Origin of the sequence: Undibacterium sp. Tian12W (assembly GCF_049339405.1) — a bacterium.
Lineage (GTDB): Bacteria > Pseudomonadota > Gammaproteobacteria > Burkholderiales > Burkholderiaceae_D > Undibacterium.
Window position 1 is genome coordinate 59,477 of the sequence record NZ_JBMPPK010000017.1, and the last position, 15,897, is coordinate 75,373.

Annotated in this window: 20 protein-coding genes; 6 read left to right on the forward strand and 14 right to left on the reverse strand. The window is 52.5% G+C overall.

The genetic code is table 11. The features are described from left to right. The first annotated feature begins 101 nt into the window (after positions 1–101). On the forward strand, positions 102–560 hold the full coding sequence (locus ACO0LI_RS21025; protein WP_423035027.1) for a cache domain-containing protein: 459 nt from the start codon (positions 102–104) through the stop codon (positions 558–560). Positions 561–674: 114 nt separating this feature from the next. After that, positions 675–1,109, forward strand: coding sequence for a DUF3052 family protein (locus tag ACO0LI_RS21030; RefSeq protein WP_423035029.1), 435 nt, complete (start codon positions 675–677; stop codon positions 1,107–1,109). Positions 1,110–1,135: 26 nt separating this feature from the next. Here ACO0LI_RS21030 and ACO0LI_RS21035 read toward each other — a convergent pair whose 3' ends face one another. From ACO0LI_RS21035 to ACO0LI_RS21045, 3 genes are all read right to left on the reverse strand, one after another. Continuing rightward, complete coding sequence (locus ACO0LI_RS21035) at positions 1,136–2,251, reverse strand: carbonic anhydrase (protein WP_423035031.1); 1,116 nt, start codon at positions 2,249–2,251, stop codon at positions 1,136–1,138. Positions 2,252–2,374: 123 nt separating this feature from the next. Beyond that, the gene (locus tag ACO0LI_RS21040) at positions 2,375–2,677 is read right to left on the reverse strand and encodes a DUF1330 domain-containing protein (RefSeq protein WP_423035033.1); all 303 of its coding nucleotides are present in this window, start codon (positions 2,675–2,677) and stop codon (positions 2,375–2,377) included. 22 nt (positions 2,678–2,699) lie between these two features. After that, a complete protein-coding gene (locus ACO0LI_RS21045; RefSeq protein ID WP_423035035.1) occupies positions 2,700–3,710 on the reverse strand; it encodes an NAD(P)H-dependent flavin oxidoreductase in 1,011 nt (336 codons plus the stop codon). A gap of 94 nt (positions 3,711–3,804) precedes the next feature. Here ACO0LI_RS21045 and ACO0LI_RS21050 point away from each other — a divergent pair, with 94 nt between their 5' ends. Continuing rightward, entirely contained in the window at positions 3,805–4,659 is an 855-nt protein-coding gene (locus tag ACO0LI_RS21050) for an enoyl-CoA hydratase-related protein (RefSeq protein WP_423035037.1), read from the forward strand. Between the two features lie 612 nt (positions 4,660–5,271). On the opposite strand, the gene ACO0LI_RS21055 is transcribed toward ACO0LI_RS21050, so the two are convergent. Next, on the reverse strand, positions 5,272–6,231 hold the full coding sequence (locus tag ACO0LI_RS21055) for a GlxA family transcriptional regulator (RefSeq protein ID WP_423035039.1): 960 nt from the start codon (positions 6,229–6,231) through the stop codon (positions 5,272–5,274). Positions 6,232–6,373: 142 nt separating this feature from the next. Here ACO0LI_RS21055 and ACO0LI_RS21060 point away from each other — a divergent pair, with 142 nt between their 5' ends. Further along, complete coding sequence (locus ACO0LI_RS21060; RefSeq protein WP_422951956.1) at positions 6,374–6,679, forward strand: putative quinol monooxygenase; 306 nt, start codon at positions 6,374–6,376, stop codon at positions 6,677–6,679. An 80-nt stretch (positions 6,680–6,759) separates the two neighbouring features. Beyond that, positions 6,760–7,146, forward strand: coding sequence for a DUF488 domain-containing protein (locus ACO0LI_RS21065; protein WP_422951957.1), 387 nt, complete (start codon positions 6,760–6,762; stop codon positions 7,144–7,146). Here the strand turns inward: ACO0LI_RS21065 and ACO0LI_RS21070 are convergent. From ACO0LI_RS21070 to ACO0LI_RS21105, 8 genes are all read right to left on the reverse strand, one after another. Next, entirely contained in the window at positions 7,139–7,672 is a 534-nt protein-coding gene (locus ACO0LI_RS21070; protein WP_423035041.1) for a GNAT family N-acetyltransferase, read from the reverse strand. The two genes, ACO0LI_RS21065 and ACO0LI_RS21070, sit on opposite strands and share 8 nt — an antisense overlap. Positions 7,673–7,675: 3 nt before the next feature. Continuing rightward, complete coding sequence (locus ACO0LI_RS21075) at positions 7,676–8,053, reverse strand: VOC family protein (protein WP_423035043.1); 378 nt, start codon at positions 8,051–8,053, stop codon at positions 7,676–7,678. Between the two features lie 38 nt (positions 8,054–8,091). After that, positions 8,092–8,997 (reverse strand): MBL fold metallo-hydrolase, encoded by a 906-nt coding sequence (locus tag ACO0LI_RS21080; RefSeq protein ID WP_423035045.1) that lies wholly within the window; start codon positions 8,995–8,997, stop codon positions 8,092–8,094. Continuing rightward, positions 8,997–9,635 (reverse strand): 2-hydroxychromene-2-carboxylate isomerase, encoded by a 639-nt coding sequence (locus ACO0LI_RS21085; RefSeq protein ID WP_423035047.1) that lies wholly within the window; start codon positions 9,633–9,635, stop codon positions 8,997–8,999. The genes ACO0LI_RS21080 and ACO0LI_RS21085 overlap by 1 nt, the downstream gene beginning before the upstream one ends. Before the next feature lie 42 nt (positions 9,636–9,677). Next, positions 9,678–9,893, reverse strand: coding sequence for a DUF1289 domain-containing protein (locus ACO0LI_RS21090; RefSeq protein WP_232063134.1), 216 nt, complete (start codon positions 9,891–9,893; stop codon positions 9,678–9,680). Then, a complete protein-coding gene (locus tag ACO0LI_RS21095) occupies positions 9,890–10,381 on the reverse strand; it encodes a YbaK/EbsC family protein (protein WP_422951963.1) in 492 nt (163 codons plus the stop codon). Before ACO0LI_RS21095 ends, ACO0LI_RS21090 begins: the two co-directional genes overlap by 4 nt. 90 nt (positions 10,382–10,471) lie before the next feature. Next, entirely contained in the window at positions 10,472–10,798 is a 327-nt protein-coding gene (locus ACO0LI_RS21100) for a hypothetical protein (protein ID WP_162043845.1), read from the reverse strand. 95 nt (positions 10,799–10,893) lie between these two features. Next, positions 10,894–12,162 carry a TIGR03862 family flavoprotein gene (locus tag ACO0LI_RS21105; protein ID WP_423035050.1) on the reverse strand — a complete coding sequence of 423 codons (1,269 nt, stop codon included), beginning with the start codon at positions 12,160–12,162 and terminating at the stop codon, positions 10,894–10,896. A gap of 112 nt (positions 12,163–12,274) precedes the next feature. Here ACO0LI_RS21105 and ACO0LI_RS21110 point away from each other — a divergent pair, with 112 nt between their 5' ends. Then, complete coding sequence (locus tag ACO0LI_RS21110; protein WP_423035052.1) at positions 12,275–13,441, forward strand: diguanylate cyclase domain-containing protein; 1,167 nt, start codon at positions 12,275–12,277, stop codon at positions 13,439–13,441. A 168-nt stretch (positions 13,442–13,609) separates the two neighbouring features. Here the strand turns inward: ACO0LI_RS21110 and ACO0LI_RS21115 are convergent, their stop codons facing one another. Further along, positions 13,610–14,716: a substrate-binding domain-containing protein gene (locus ACO0LI_RS21115; protein WP_423035054.1), complete on the reverse strand. Its 1,107-nt coding sequence runs from the start codon at positions 14,714–14,716 to the stop codon at positions 13,610–13,612. 354 nt (positions 14,717–15,070) lie between these two features. Then, on the reverse strand, positions 15,071–15,874 hold the full coding sequence (locus tag ACO0LI_RS21120; RefSeq protein WP_422951967.1) for a head GIN domain-containing protein: 804 nt from the start codon (positions 15,872–15,874) through the stop codon (positions 15,071–15,073). Positions 15,875–15,897 lie beyond the last annotated feature (23 nt).

Here is a 15,897-nt window from a genome sequence, read left to right on the forward strand (position 1 = left end):
AGTAGTAATGAAGCACAGATAGTTGTATGTTGAGGGATATCAGATTCCTGGAGTTTGATGAACTGCTGGAATTTGGTATCCCACAATAAAGGAGACTTATCATGCGTAGTTTCATTAAATTCCTGACACTGACTTTATTCAGCTTTTTTCTCAGTCAAGCAGCATTCGCAGCAGAACATGGCACAGCACAAGAAGCAGAGGCCATGGTAAAAAAGGCGACTGCCTATATCAAGACCAAGGGTAATGAAAGCGCTTATACTGAATTTAACAGTGTCACTGGCAGTTTCGTCGACCGCGATCTGTATATTTTTGTACTGGATTTAAATGGCAAAATACTGGCGCATGGTGCCAATGCCAAGCTGTTGGGCAAAAATCTCAGTACGCTCAAAGATGTAGACAACAAGGCTTTTATCGAAGAGTTGCTGACAATCGCCAAGAGCAAGGGTAAGGGCTGGATAGATTACAAATGGCCGAACCCGACCACCAAGGCTATAGAACTGAAGTCGACCTATTTTGAAAAATCAGGCGATATAATCGTTGCATGCGGTATCTACAAGTAATACAGATTAGTTTGCCCTTGAGCAGGGCTGAATAAAAATTTGAAATTGATTTCAATCTTGATTGATATTCAAGCAGCATCTGCCAGCCGGGTGCTGTTTTCATTTTGATTGACGATGAACGCTGACTCCACCGGATATTCTGGTACACCACTGGTTAAAAAACTCGGCATACAGCCTGGCAGCCATGTTTGCGCCAGACATGCGCCTGAAAACTATCTGGATTTGCTGGCAGCCTTGCCAGACGGCGTAGTGTTTGACAAAAAGCCTGCGTCTGCGACAGATATCGTCCATCTGTTCATTGACAAGAAAGCTATCCTGATCAAGGAATTGCTGAGCTATAAAACCAGCTTGAGAAGTGACGCTGCAATCTGGGTATCCTGGCCCAAGAAAGCCTCGAAAGTGCCTACCGATATCACGGAAGACACGATAAGAGAAGTGGCACTACCTATGGGTTATGTCGATATCAAGGTCTGTGCTGTCAGCGAGATATGGTCAGGTTTGAAGCTGGTGGTGCGCAAAGAATTGAGGCCGGACTGGCCGGCCCCATAGAAATATCTCATGTCAATGCTTGTTGCTTAATTTGATTCCTTGATCAAACGACCAGAGTTCTTTTGTATGGGCCTTGCATTCATGGGATACAGGCGGCTGAATATGATCAACTGATCAGGTGAAATTTCTACCGGCTCTTTCATGACCAGCCACAGCACACCTTCGCTGCAGGGTGGCGTTGTCAGCGAGCCCATATAGGTATAGTAGTCACGCTTGACGGGCAGGATGTCATTCATGTCCATGGTCGTCAACGCCTGCACGGGATCATTTTTTTCCAGCGGCAGGTTATTCCATACCTGCTGCACCAGGCTATGTGATTTGCCCCGCTCTATCAGCACTGCCACCACGGCCAGTTTGCCATCGGCATCCTTATGCACCAGGTGCGCAACCATTTCAAAACTCTTGCCATTGACGCGCTCTTCAGATGGTTTATGGAAATGGAATTGCACCAGCTCATAATTATGGCCCAGCACATTGATATAGTTACCCGCGCCTATATTGACCTGTATGGTATGACCATTATCAATGACAGAGAAACGGCTGGGTTTATAGTCAAAGGCGACAGGGTCAAGATTGACCTTGATGCCATCACGTATATCGATGGGGGATTGCCTGTCACCGTTATCGCATTTGGCATTGGCGGTATTGAGCTTGCCCCAGTTCAAAGGGCCGCCTTCGCCCTGGTAACTCCAGTGTATATCGGCATGGCTGGCGGCCAGCGCTCCTGCTGCTGCAGCGCTATTGGTGCCATGATCTGTTTTTGCCCTGGCACTCTCCGGCCTGCGCACGGATGGCGCGTAGGCTGGCCTTACGACCGGCCTTGGCTGGCTGCGTGCTGCGGCCTCATCCTTGTCTTTGCGAATAACACTCAGGCGCTCTGCTATGCGTGCCGCCAGTTCATCGGCAGCCAGGGCTTCCTTGGCACGGGCGGCAGCCTCTTTGGCAGATTCCTTGCTTTCCTTGCCTTCTTTGGAAGATGACTTGCGCTCTTCCTTGGCGGAAGCTGAGGCAGATGCTGAAGCCGAACTGGATGCTTCTTCTTTTGCTGATGCCGGCTTGATGGGTTTGGATGGCGGCGGGTCGTTCGCCTGGGCAGACAGGGCCAACAACATGGGGAATAGCAAGGCGAGGGAGCGGCGCATAATGGATAGCATTCAGGATTCGGTTTGCACAGAGATACCTTAGTTACGGCAAGTCTCTTTGCAAACTTGAATCCTGCGGGCAATTTGTGGTTTTTATGCCGAACCCGCTACCGCTCTCCCGGCTTATATACCCTCAACGATGAACAGACGACCTATGGAGTTGGCATGGCGAATTTCCATGGCCTTGGTATATTCGACCGAGTCATACCAGAGCTGCGCCTGCTGCAGGCTGGGAAATTCAACCAGTACTGAGCGCCAGCCTTCATTATGGGCATCGTCCCTGCCCTCTTTTTGTACCCGAGTACCACCGCGCACCAGGAATTGCCCGCCATACTGGGCTACGCTGGCAGTTGCCAGTGGCCGGTATTCGGCATAAGCATCGGCATTGGTGACCTGGATTTCTGCAACGACATAAGCTTTACTCATGATATTCCTGATAATTAATTGATCATAAAGATAATACGCGCGCTTTCGCCGCCGCATATTCCAATTTCAAACGTGCCACGACTTCTGCCACGGTCAGCACATCATCCATCAAACCCACACCCTGGCCAGCGCCCCAGATGTCGCGCCAGGCCTTGGCCTTGCTGCCGCCACCAGAACCAAAGTTCATCTGGCTCTTGTCGGCTACTGGCAAATTGTCCGGGTCCAGCCCGGCAGCGATGATGGATTTTTTGAGGTAATTGCCATGCACGCCGGTGAACAGATTGGTGTAAACAATGTCTGCCGCTGCTGAATCAAGAATGGCCTGGCGATAAGCTTCATCGACATTGGATTCCACAGTCGCGAGCCAGCGCGAGCCTATGTAAGCAAAGTCAGCCCCCATGGCCTGTGCCGCCAATACGGCATCGCCCGTTGCGATGGAACCAGACAGTGCAATCGGGCCATCAAAGAAACGCCTTACTTCACCGACCAGGGCAAATGGCGACAGCCCACCCGCATGACCACCCGCACCGGCTGCCACCAGTATCAGGCCATCAACACCGGCTTCCAGCGCTTTTTGCGCATGGCGTATCGAAATCACATCATGCATGACGATGCCGCCATAGCTGTGTATTGCATCCAGCATCTCTGGCGGTGGTGCACGTAGCGATGAAATAATGATGGGTATCTGATGCTTGACGCAGACTTCAACATCATGCGCGAGCCTGTCATTGGATTGATGGACGATCTGGTTGACGGCGATCGGGCCTATCAATGCATCTGGATGGGCTTCCTGGTGCGCTGCCAGCTCGGCCTGCAATTCTGTCAGCCAGACATCCAGCAACTCGGCAGGCCTGGCATTCAGGGCAGGGAAAGAGCCGACGATGCCAGCCTTGCATTGCGCCGCTACCAGTTTGGGGCCACTGGCAATGAACAGGGGTGAACCTATGACGGGCAGGCTAAGGTGTAGCAAAGCGGATGGCAGGCGTGATGCAGATTGTGAAGCAGATTGCAGTACAGGTAAATCTTGAGTCATAGTTGATATCCTCTAAGCTGAAGCACAGACAACAGATTTCTTGCATATATCCAGTATGATTTTACCGTGCAAATAAAAATCCTGTGGAGACACCATGACTTATCAATGTTTTGACTTCAGTATCAGCAATAAAATCGCCCACCTGCGCCTGAACCGCCCCGCCACGCTGAACACCATGCAACCCGTGTTTTTCCGCGAGCTGACAGAGATTTTGCAAAACCTGCAAAACCAGGCAAATGCCCGCGTACTCATCATCTCTTCTACCGGCAAACACTTTACCGCTGGCATGGCACTCGATGTCTTTGCTGGTGGCGGCATCACACTCGACGATGCCAGCGCCGTTGGCCGCGCCAATATCGCCATGGCACTGAAAGACATGCACCATGCCTTCAATCTTATCGAATCCCTGCGCATGCCTGTCATCACCGCCATCCACGGCGGCTGCATAGGCGGTGGCGTCGATATGATCTGCGCCAGCGACATACGTCTGGCCAGCAGCGATGCCTTTTTCTGCATACAAGAAATCAACATAGGCATGACCGCCGACCTCGGCACCCTGCAACGCCTGCCCAAGCTCATCCCCGAAGGCATAGTCCACGAAATGGCCTACACAGGCCGCCGCCTGCCAGCACAACGCGCGCTCGCAGTTGGCTTGCTCAATGAGGTATTCGATACCCAGGAAGCCATGCTGGCTGCCGCACTGCAGATGACCACAGAAATCGCCGAAAAACCCCCGGTCGCCATCTGGGGCAGCAAACAAGCCATCCACTACGCCCGCGACCACAGCACCCACGATGCCCTGCAACAAATGGGCTGGTTGCAATCAGGTATCTGGCAAAGCAGTAACCTCATGGAGGCTTTCATGGCGAAGCAGCAAGGCAGGACTACCGAGTATGCGGATCTGGCACCGGTTAGTTCGTTTTCTGAGGCGGATTATCGTTTGAAGTAGGTGGTAGTTTAAGAACTCCTAAGCCACTCCGCGAATTTCAATATTTACGTTAATTTAAGGCTCAGTGTTGGGCCGATGAAGCGTAGCCCAACCTACGCAAACGGTCATGTGTATTGCTTTTGACGTTGGGGTTGCTTTTGACTTTTGCAGTTCCCATGTGTAGCCGCCGTTTGTGCTGTACAGAAAATGGATTAAGAAGAGCCGCTGTCTGAGGTGTAGCAGGGGTTTCGTGGTGCATGCACCACGCCTGCGTAACGGCAATCGCTTGCAAGCGATTGTGCGCCCTGCAAGGGAAGCGAGTTTCGGGCCTTCCCATTTTTTGTACCGCACAAATGGGAACCCCTTTAGGGGCGGCTACGCCTGGGTCGCCTTTCTTTGAATTCTTTCTTTGGCGACACAAAGAGAGAATTTCGGCTGCCGGGCCGAGACCCGGCTTGTGTCCACGAAGGGCAATTTATTTGGTCAAAGTACGACATGTAACAAACGACGCGGCAGACTACGAACGCCGCTGGATTCCAGCCAAAAGCACGCTGGAATGACGTAAATTAGATTGTCCGTACATCAAAAAATCGTTAGCTCGGTTACGTTGTCGCCGACAAGACAGCGAGTCCCTCACCCTACCCTAATCTCCCGTATCCCCTTCCCCAACCTCCGCTTCAACAAAGTCCGCAAAGTCACCCCATCCGCATACCCCACCAGTCCCGCAATCTGCTCCACACTGTGATTGGATGTCTTCAACAAATGCACCGCTTTTTCTATACGCAAATCCTGCACATACGACACCGGTGTCTTGCCTAATACTTCATGAATGCGCCGTGCCAGCGTGCGCTTGCTGGTTGCCAGTGCATCGGCTGCCTCGTCCAGGTTAAATCCCTGGTCAAGGTGGCTGCGCGCCCAACGGTCAAAGCGTTCCACCATGGGGTCAGCGTGCGCGAGGTGATCAGAAATGATGTAGGCCGTTTGTGAAGGCCTGCTATCGACGACCAGATAACTGGCGACCAGATTTGCCAGTTCAGGGTTGCTCTGGCGTATAAGCCACAGCATCATATCCATATGGCTGAAGGCTGCGCCAGCAGTCAGGAACTGGCCGGACTGGACTATCATATGGCTGGTGTTCAGGCGTACCGATGGATAACGCTGGCGGAACAGGGGATTGAGCCACCAGGTAGTCGTCGCATCCCGCTCATCAAGCACACCGCTTTCTGCCAGTACAAAGGTGCCTATGCAGGCGGCGGCGATACGCACGCCATCATCTGCCCAGTCGCGCAAAGCCACACTCGCGTCTTGCACATCAGGGCGTGCCAGCGCCTGCATCAGGGTATCCGGCATTTTGTAACCCAGCGCGGGGACGATAACCAGATCAGGTGCGGGTACTTCATCTGCCCGCGCTACCGTCACACTCATGCCTTGTGCAGTTTGCACACGCCGCCGCGTGCCCACCAACGACACTTTAAAAGGTGGCGCCGGGTTGGCCTGCAAAGACGATAATTCATTCGCGGTCGTCAGTGCATCAAGGACGATGGACAGGCCGGTATCGAAAACGCCATCAAGGGCGAGGATGTTGATGTTCATCGTAATGTCAAATGAGGTTGTGGCAGGATTCATACCAAAGATGTCAATCGCGCCAGTATCACGCAAGTCCTTTGATCTGTAAAGTCTCACTTCATCGCAATCCTGCGATGCAAATATGGATACAAGCACAAGGAGAAAAATCATGATCAAGCACGCCCTGTTCGCCCGCTTTGAAGCCAAACCCGGCAAAGCTGCCGATGTCGCCGCCTTTCTGGAAATGGGCCTGGCCCTGGCCAATCAGGAAAGCACGACACCCATCTGGTTTGCCCTGCAATTGTCTGACAATGTTTTTGGTGTCTTTGATGCGTTTGAGACGGAAGCTGGTCGCCAGGCACATTTGCAAGGGCCGATTGCGCAAGCCTTGATGGCAAAGGCTGAAGAATTATTTACCGGCCCGCCCAGTATAGAAAAAATCGAAGTATTGGGATTGAAAAATCAGGCACTATAATCAATCAGTACCAGGCATGACCGGGCAGGCGGCATTTTTATTCTTAGCCACCCTGTTCGGCTCCAGATGAGGAGAGAGAAATGAGCATACGCATAGTCCAGTTGGGAACTGCACGCGCTGCCGGTGAAGGCCTGCGAATAGGCACGGTGAGACGACCACCACGCGGCGTGCCCAAAACTGAATTTGCCAGCCGTGATTACTATGATGTCTGGTTGCCCAATCTGTCACCGGGTGCAGACCTGATGGCACAGGGAAAAGCTGCCAGTACACCAGTTGAATGGAAAAAATTTGAACGCAGCTTCAGGGCAGAAATGCAGGAAGCAGATGCCAGCAAGGTACTGGATTTGCTAGCAGCGATGTCGAAGACCACGAATTTTTCTGTGGGTTGCTATTGTGAAGATGAGAGCCACTGCCACAGATCCATACTGAGGCAATTACTGGATGAGCGTGGCGCAGATATTATTTAAGCGCTTTTAACTGCTTGCACAGCACACGATTTTCATGTGCCTCGCCATCCATCAGAAAACTGGTCCTGCCTATATCTGCATAATTCTGCTTCGCATAAAACTGTAAGGCTCTGGCATTGTGTGCCCAGGGTGTCAGCCACATGAGATCAGCGCCATGGCTAGCCGCGCTGGTTTCAGCAGCATGCAGTAACTGGCTGCCCAAGCGCATGCGGGTGAAAGGCTCCTGCACATACAGCCTGTCGAGTTCAGCAGGGCAAATAGCGCTGACCAGCTCTTGCCTGCGCCCTACAGTGATCTGGGAAAATCCCAGTAGATGCCCATCACGTTCGGCGACATGAAAGAAAGTGCCCGGCAAGTCCAGCAGAGTGGCGATGGCAGCTATCGAGAATGATTGCAGTACCTCTCTTGCTATCGCTGGCCGTATACCGGTAGTCGCATAGGTATCAAGAAAAACCTGGGTCGCCAGCACGGACAGACAAAGCACATCATCTTGCGTTGCTGACCGTATGTATACCGTGGGCGTCATGCTTTATTCGGTGACCTTGGTCACTGCCTCTATATGATGACTATCCGGATCAATCAAAAACGCAGCATAGTAATACTCGCCATAATCAGGGCGCAAACCCGGTGCGCCATTATCACTGCCAGCGATGGCCAGTGCCGCCGCATGGAAAAGATCGACTGCCTTGCGCGTGCTGGCAGTAAACGCCAAATGAAAACCCGGGCCCGGCGGGCTTGCATCTGGCCTCAATTTCAGGCACAGGATATCTTTATCATCGTACAGGCCATAGCCTATTGCGGTGTCATCTTCAAACACGCGACGGTAACCAAGGGCAGCGAGGGCGGCATCGTAAAATGCGCCAGCCAGCGCCAGATCGCGGACACCCAGAGAGATGTGATGCAGCATGGTATTTCCAGTTTGGATTTAATTGAATGGACAATAGACTATCGTGCGCTGATCAGCATATCGCCTTCCAGCCTTGCGGCCCCTGCCCTGACCAGTTCATCAGCCATTTGCGGTATCAGCACATGCGGCTCTATACCCAGCAGGCTGGCAGAAGAAGTTATGGTACGTGTGCCGCCGAGTTGTGTGACGGCGGTAGCGAGACTCATTTGCTGTGATTCGAGCAAGATGAAAGCCAGCATGACCTTGACTGCATTGCGGGCATTGCGGCGCGGGTCGGTACGCAGATAGTCGAGCCGTGATTCTGCCCTTTGCAAGGCTGCCGTCACATTGTCAAAGACCGGGCCATGGCCGGGGATGACAATGCGCGGATTGAGTTCACGTATGACTTGCAATATCGCCGCCTGTTCGGCAAAACCGGATTCACCTTCAAGCTCAGGGAAGATCACGCCAAAGCCGTTTTCCCACAAGGCATCGGCAGAAATCAGTATGCCTTCCTGTGCGCAGTACAGGATCATGGAATGGGGATCATGTCCAGGTGCAGCCATGACCTGCCAGTCCATGCCACCTAGTTGCAATGCATCGCCATGCTGTATTGCTGCATCAAAACTGAAGCGCTCGCAGCGCTGGCCTGTCGCAACATAAGTCAGTGCTGCCTCATCCCAGGCTGCCACTGCAGGAGTATCGGCAACCGGGATCAAAGTACGGCAGCCGTAGTGACGTTGCAGGCTAGCATTGCCGCCGCAATGGTCGGAATGCAGATGGGTGTTGACCAGCAGATCCAGCTTGCGGCCATTCAGGGCATGTTGTATGAGCGCCATGGTCTGTGCAGCATGGCTAAAGTAACCACTATCAACCAGAGCAGTCTGCTCTTCATCAATGAACAGGATATTATTCGAGGACAACCAGCCCCGTTCAAACACTTGCATGCAGTCAGGCAGTTGCATCATGTCTTACCTGCTATTTTGCGTCGCTGGCCATAAGGCATGCTTTGCGCGGCTGCCAGCTCTGCGGATGCGAAGAAGGCATCACCTTGCAGATAAGCCTGCAACATGTCTGTACCATCGAGCCCCCAGAAGCAGCGGCCATCGACGACGGCGGTCGGCACACCAAACACGCGGGCGGCAATGGCCAGTTCACCATTGCGTTTTAATGCCTCCTTGACGGCGGCATCATCGAGCATGGCTGGCGTCACTTGCAATTCATCCAGCAGAGCTTGCCAGTGTTCTGTCTGCGCTGGTATATGACCATCGCGCCAGACGAAGCGGAATAGCCTTTGCACCACAGCTTGCGTGCTGCCCAGAGCCAGACACAGGCGCAACAAAGGCAGAGGGTTAAATGGATGTTCAGGCAGCATGCGCAAAGGGATGCCGTGCTTGTGCGCCAGCCAGGTGCAATGCTCAAAGGTCCACTGGCGTTTTGGTGCGATTTCTGCCGGGCCTTTATTGTCCCAATGATTGAGCAGGCCAGCAAATAAAACCGGACGGTAATTGATCTGCTGCACACCTAGTAGGTGGTGCAGCATTTCACTCTGCAAATAAGCGAAAGGAGAAATAAAATCGAAATACCAGTCCAGTTGTTTCACTCACTATCCTTTCGTAACGGCATGGGCGCTACTTGGCAATATTCAGGGCAGCATTCTTTGCTGCACCAGATCCCAGATTTCCAGCTTCTTGTGATTGTCTGCCTTGCTCCAGCAAATGATTTCATCGATGTTGCGATAGCAGCCTGTGCACAAGCCTGTCTTCTCATCCATGCGGCAAATATTCACGCAGGGTGAAGGCACGGTCGCACCGGGTTTCATGACAAACTGGGCCGGGTCAAATTCATACAGGATATTCATGCGCGCAAAGCCACATCAGCGACAGGTGCGCCTGTCATGTTTTTCAATTGCTCAGGTGTCAGTCTGAAGACTGCATGTGGGTGACCGGCAGCAGCCCAGACATGCGGATATTGCAGCAAGTCTTCATCGATGAGCATGACGGTTTTTTCTACATGGCCGATAGGGCAGACGCCGCCTATGGCATAACCGATTTTTTCCTTGACGAAGCGGGCATCAGCCTTGCCTAAAGGCCCGACAATGGCCGCAACCTTGTGTTCATCGACGCGGTTGATGCCACTGGCAACGACCATGACGGCAACATCATCGGCAAGGCGGCGGAAAACGATTGATTTGGCGATTTCTGCAACCTGGCAACCCAGGCCTGCTGCAGCCTCGGCAGAAGTCTTGCCAGTTTCTGGCAACATGACCACAGTCTGGTCATGTCCCAGGCTGTGCAGTAATTGGGCAACGCGCTGGGCGGTTTCGGGTAAAACAGTATCTTTGGACATGATGCGCAGGCAAATAAATCAAAGCCTGTTTATATCATAAGCAAAGTCAGTCTGCTCATCATGCGGGTATGTCCTGGCCTCAATCAAGCCTCAGCCATGCCAGTGGGCCAGCAGAGCAGTATGCTGTTCAGGCACTTCAAAATATTTCATGGCGGCGCGATATTCATTGCCGCTCAAGATGGAATAAATACAGGTGGCCTTGCACACCACCTGGGTGCGTTGCGAAGCGTCACCCGGTTTGGGGACTTCCATCATCATCTGGTAAGTCTGCTTTTCTTTGAGGGCAGCACTGCACTGCATTTGTATGCTGGCAGAAGTAAAGCTGACTATCTTTGCTGGCACGATCTTGCCAGGAACTACCTGTATAGCACCGCGCCACGTAACGTTGGCGCGCGCAGCGTTATGGGAATCACTCATACGGACAAATACCTGAAATGCAAATTCATGAATAGAATCAAATGATGCAGCGCGGAAACTATTATTGTACCGATTTCTGCGCTTGCCGGCAGAAACTATTTCAGGTCATCAAGATTGTTTTCCAGCCAGTTGGCTGCGCCTGTTGCGGCTTGTCTGGCTGTCGCGAAGCAGGCTGTCAGCAAGTAACCACCGGTGGGTGCTTCCCAGTCCAGCATTTCACCGGCAAAAAACAGGCCGGGATGCTGTAACGCCATGAGGTTTTCATCGAGGGCTTCAAAACGCAGGCCACCGGCACTGCTGATGGCCTCATCGATGGGGCGGGTAGCCTTGAGCACAACTGGCAAGGTCTTAATGCCCTGTGCCAATAACTGTGTGTGGCTAAACTCTGTTTTATCCAAACATTCATGCAACAAGGCCATTTTTAATGCATCCAGACCCAGGCGGCTTTTCAAATAACTGGAAAGCGAACGTGAACCACGCGGATGTTCAAGCTCTGTCAGTACTTTTTCCAGCGGCGTGTCTGGCAATAAATCCAGCTCCAGCACTGCCTTGCCCTGGCTATGCAATTGCTGACGCAGCGCAGCAGAGAGTGCATAAATCAGGCTGCCTTCTACGCCTGTAGAGGTGATGACAAACTGCCCCTTGCGCATAGGCTGAGTACTGTGTTTTACCCTGGCTGCCACTGTCAGCAAAGGCTGACCGGCAAACTTGTCCTTGAAAAATGTGGTCCAGTCCAGATCAAAGCCACAGTTGGCGGGCTGCAAATCTGCGACATCCATGCCACGCTGCCTGAGCAGGCTTACCCAGGCACCGTCCGACCCCAGCCTGGCCCAGCTGCCACCGCCAAGTGCAAATACCTGTGCCCTTGCAGGCAGACAGGTTTCACCATCCGGAGTCGCAAAGCGTAACTTGCCTTGCTCATCCCAGCCCAACCAGCGATGCCGCATATGAAAACGCACACCTTGCTGACGCAGGCGATGCAACCAGGTACGCAACAGAGGCGCGGCCTTCATATCGACCGGGAACACCCGGCCAGAACTGCCTACATAAGTTTCTATGCCCAGGTCCTTGACCCAGGCACGCAGGGTTGCTGCATCAAACTGGCCTATCATGGGGGTCAGTTGTGCTTCCCGTTCGGCATACCGTGTCATGAAAGAGACAGAATTTTCAGAATGTGTGAGATTCATGCCCCCTTTGCCTGCCATTAAAAACTTGCGTCCTGCCGAAGGCATGGCATCATAGACATCGACAACGATGCCCCGCAAGGCCAGGGTTTCGGCAGCCATCAGGCCCGCAGGCCCGGCACCGATAACGGCAACGCTGCTGGCTTGTGGATGATGATAATTACTCGCTTTTGTTTGCATAAGTTTGCGTCATAATATGGTTTTGCAGGTACTGCTTCCCGGCACCAGTCCCTGCAAGCAAAGCTGATGTGTATCTGCCTGAATTCACCAGAAGTTACAACCAGGTACCCCTATGGTCAATCTGGATCGTGCTACGCTAGATTTAGTAGTTGCCTGCATCAGCGTGATTTCCATGCTGGTCATGCTGGCGGTTTGGCATATCAACCGCGACATACCCGGCACCGGCGTCTGGGCGGCGGCGGCATCGATGGTCGCACCGGCTTTTTTGCTGATACGCCTGATCCCCCTCATCGACATCCCCATGTCCCTGATCGTCGCCTTTAACAACTCCCTGACCCTGACCACTACCCTGCTGATGCTGGAAGGCACGCTGCGTTTTCGCGGTTACCCATCCCAGATACGCTGGCGCTGGGGCCTGATACTGATCCCGGCGTTCATCCTGCTGGCATTCATCAACCGGGACGATATGATACGCCGTTATCTGTTCCATGACGTCATCGCTGCCAGCCTGATGCTGAGTACGGCATTTATCCTGATCTGGAAAACCCGTGACCTTGACTTGCTGGCAGCCTGCATAGGGGCGATTTCTTTAAGCATCATGGCGATAGGTTTTATCATGCGCTGGCATCTGGCATTCATTTCCAACAACAATGCTGAACTGGCCAAACATCCCTTATTGAATTTTATCTATCTTATCGTGGTGCTGTGCCTGCTGGGCTGGACTTATGGCGTCAGCGTCTGCTGTAACCTGCGTGCGCAGAAAAGCATACTGGAAATGGCCAGGGAAGATGTACTCACCGGCTTGCCTAACCGCCGTCATGTGGATGAAATGCTGGACAAGGCGATTGCCCAGAGTGGGCGCAACCAGCAAGGCTTTGGCTTTATCCTGATAGACCTGAACCATTTCAAGTCAGTCAATGACCGCTTTGGCCATCAGGCCGGTGACCTGCTGCTTAAGGAAGTGGCGAAACGCCTCAAAAGCTTTTGCCGCCACGCCGACTTTGTAGGCCGCATAGGCGGCGACGAATTCGTCGCCCTGACCTTTGGTGTCAACCAGGCATCCCAACTCGACAGCACCCTGCTACGCCTGAAGAAAATACTCGAAGGCCCCTGCACCATACAGGGACACAGCATAGAAATCGAAGCCGCCCTCGGCAGCGCCCTGTTCCCCACCGACGGCCGCAGCGCCGACAAACTCATGCAAACCGCCGACCAACGCATGTACATCGACAAGTCAGTCCCAGAAAACATCCTCGCTGCAGTAACCCAGCGCGCATAAAAAAACAAAAGCCGGAAATCCGGCTTTATTAACACCTAGCAAGTAACTCTGAGTAAGCGTAGCGAGCGGCGTGAGTTTGGGTTAAGAAGCGCAATCGTACTTTAGTACGATGACGAATTTGCAAATCAGCAGACTCAAAATCGCGTCGCGCAGTAGCTTAATCAGAGATTACTTTGACCAGAACTTTTGATAGTGAGTCCGGAAGTCGTTTGCCGGCTCAAACATATTCTTTTGCCCGCCGTCATACGCAATATTCTGTGCCGTCACCAGATGCAGGGCGCTTACATAGTTGCTATGCTCGGCATTCGAAAAAGCACGGTTCAGTTCATCGACGATTTGCCAGGCATGCATGCCCAGAGGTTCAGGCACGGTCGCGGTTTGCAGGCTGTTGGCACGTATGCGCTTGTACGCAGTTGGCGAGCCATCACCGGCAGCGACAGCGACCAGTTTATTACTGGCAACCAGGCTGGCTGTTGTTGGCACTTCCAGCAAATCAAAATAGAAATCATTGACGCCGATGACATGGGTCCACTTCGCGCCGTGACGTTTGACCAGGCTTTCGACGACACCCTTCATCTTGATATGTGACTCTGCCAGAGGCACGTCTTCGAGGCTCAGCAATTTGCAACCCTCGCATTGACGTATGGTTTCTACGATGGCGGTGGATTTGGCCAGCAGGAAAGGATTGCTGGAGTCAGTGAAGACCACGATGCCGGCCTTGTTATTCGAATCGACCACCGTATATAGGGCAGCCAGTTGTCCAACCTCTTTGGGATTGGTGGCGATGTTGGTAAACAAGCCGTCAGTCGGGCCGCTTTTCACCGCGGCATGCCAGCCAACCACGGGAATCTTGGCCTTGACTGCCGCTGCCATACCCTTGCTCTGGCTGGTGACATCTACTCCTGCCAGGATGATGCCATCGGCTTTCATGTCCAGCGCCTGGCTGATGATGGATGCGCCCTGGTTGCAACGACCACGGCAGTTGATAGGCAAGACTTCCCAACCTGCGGCGGTGCTGGCTTCGCGCACGCCGTTAAACACACTGCTGATGCCCGCATCACTCAGGTCTGCTGCGATGAAAACTATTTTCTTTTTCTTTTGCAGTGCAGGTCCATCAACCGGGCCTTCCCAGCGGTTTTTCAAAGACGCGGCCCTGGCCACTTTGGCATTGGCACGGCTTAGAAACTGCATGGGATTTTCTTGCGCGGCAGCAGCACTGATAAAGCTGAACACAACAAATAACGCGGTAAGGCACTTACTTTTGGTAGCAGTCATGATTCTTGGCAGGTCAGGTTGGTCAGAAAAATCTGCATGCACAAACAGCGCGCACACAAATTTTAATTTTTTCGATTGAAACAAATACTTACAACTGCGCAATGATTATTGCAGAAAAAAGCGTCAAGTAAATAGAGTTTCATTACCAGCGACTCAGCGTCGAATATTAAGCATAAAAATGAATGATATAAAGAATAAAATTTTCTACAAGTAAAAATTTCCTGTAGAAAATTTCATTCTTTTTAACAACACCTACTAAGGCGAACCAATTAACAACAGTTCAAGCTGCACCAATTTGGGTTTATCCTGTATTAAAACACCTGATTATCATGTGATTGTCATGCGATAAGCTGCTTACTCCCAATGTACATCTGCTGAACCATGGCGCTCTACATTGCGTTTTGCCGGGTTGCCAGACACATGCACGTCGCCACTACCAGTGACTTTGAGCTTGATTTCCTGACCAGCAAATACCTTGCTGCTGGATGAACCCATGGAATTCAGGTTGACCACAGCACTCTTGAGTGCAGATGCTTTCAAATCGCCGGAACCCGACAATCTGGCAGTAAAGCTTTTGACCTGGCCTTTGAGGATGCTGTCACCAGAGCCGTTGGAAGTGAGCTCCAGCAACTCACTATTACCCAGACCCAGGTTCAGGTCACCGCTGCCATTCAGGCTGGCAAATACTTGCTGATAATCGCCATCCAGGTTGATATTGCCTGAACCCTGCAGGCTTACTTCGAGTTTATTACCCTTGAATCCTTTGATGACGGCGTCACCGCTGCCAGAAGTCTGCAGTTTTTCCAGGCCGGGCAAACTCAGTTCTATCCTGGTTTGTTCAGTCTTGCCGACGGAGATATAGATCCCACGGGTACCGACAAACAAGGTATTGCCCTCCAGCCTGGTGGTCACCCGCGACACCAGCTTGGCATCGCCCTTGACTAGCAGCTCTGGCGTTGCAGCCTGTTTCAGTGCCAGGTCTATAGGGCCGCTGAGTACGATATTGACGATGGATGCCGTCACGGGGCGGACTTCACTGGCTGCCGAGCCGCTACTGACAACATTGCTGGCATGCGCCCTCATGAAGACCACGCTGGATGCCGTCAACACGACAGCCAGACCCAACATGCCTATGCCTGTGCGTATGATATTTTTCATTTTTTCCTCCTGAAGCTAAATGA